Origin of the sequence: Mesorhizobium sp. M0136 (assembly GCF_040322515.1) — a bacterium.
GTDB lineage: Bacteria > Pseudomonadota > Alphaproteobacteria > Rhizobiales > Rhizobiaceae > Mesorhizobium.
Window position 1 is genome coordinate 1 of the sequence record NZ_JAMYTP010000068.1, and the last position, 1,167, is coordinate 1,167.

Annotated in this window: 1 protein-coding gene; it reads right to left on the reverse strand. The window is 58.8% G+C overall.

The window, feature by feature from the left end; translation table 11 throughout:
* Window position 1: 1 nt before the first annotated feature.
* Window positions 2-1,099 carry an IS630 family transposase gene (locus NKJ35_RS30790; protein ID WP_352651394.1) on the reverse strand — a complete coding sequence of 366 codons (1,098 nt, stop codon included), beginning with the start codon at window positions 1,097-1,099 and terminating at the stop codon, window positions 2-4.
* Window positions 1,100-1,167 lie beyond the last annotated feature (68 nt).

Here is a 1,167-nt window from a genome sequence, read left to right on the forward strand (position 1 = left end):
CCTAGTCACCTGAATCTGAAGTTCGGTTCATTGTCTTCTGGCAGAAACGCTTGACCGATGCGAGGATCTGGTCGGCGGATTTGACCCACTTGTATGGGGTTGGGTTTTCGTTGTGGGTTTCGATGAATGCGTCGATGTCGGCCTCCAGTTCTGCGGTGGAACGGTGTACGCCGCGCTGCAACTGCTTTCGCGTCAGTTCGGCGAACCACCGCTCGACCTGATTGATCCAGGATGCCGACGTTGGCGTGAAGTGAACATGCCAGTGTGGGCGGCGCGCGAGCCAGGCCTTGATCCTCGGCGTCTTGTGGGTCGCATAGTTGTCCATCACCAGATGCACGTCCGGCCCATCGGGCATTTCGGCGTCGATCCGCTTCAGGAAATCGAGGAATTCGGTGGCCCGGTGACGCTTGTAGCACTGACCGATCACCGCCCCGGTGGCAACATCTAGCGCGGCAAACAGCGATGTCGTGCCGTTGCGGACATAGCTATGGGTGCGCCGTTCGGCGACGCCCGGGGCCATGGGCAGCACAGGCTGCTCGCGATCCAAGGCCTGGATTTGCGACTTCTCATCCACGCAAAGCACGACCGCCCGATCCGGAGGCGACATGTAAAGACCGACGATGTCCTGCACCTTGTCGACAAAGAGCGGATCAGAGGAAAGCTTGAATGTCTCGGCACGATGCGGCTGCAGGCCAAACGCGGTCCAGATCCGACGGATGGTGGTATGCGAAAGGCCGCTGTCGGCTGCCATCGAACGGATGGACCAGTGCGTGGCATCCTTAGGAGTGGTGTTCAACGTGCGCTCGACGACCTGGGCAACCTGGGTATCGGAGACAGTTCGCGGTCGACCCGCACGATATTCATCTGTCAGCCCTTCAATACCATCCTGTACGAACCGGCGGCGCCACTTGCCAACCGTGTGCTCGTGAACACCCAGGCGTTCGGCAACGTCCTTGCTTTGCAAACCCTGCGCGCACAAAAGGATCATCCGGCATCGATCCGACAAGGAGCGTGGCGCTTTATGCCGGCGCACCTGAGATTCGAGAAAACCTCTATCCGCGTCGCTCAGAACGACGACGTCCGCCTGCCTGCCAACCATCGATCAAACTCCTGCTCTTGTGACAGAAGTTAAACAAAATGAAGCTTACTTTGGTTCCAGGTGACTAG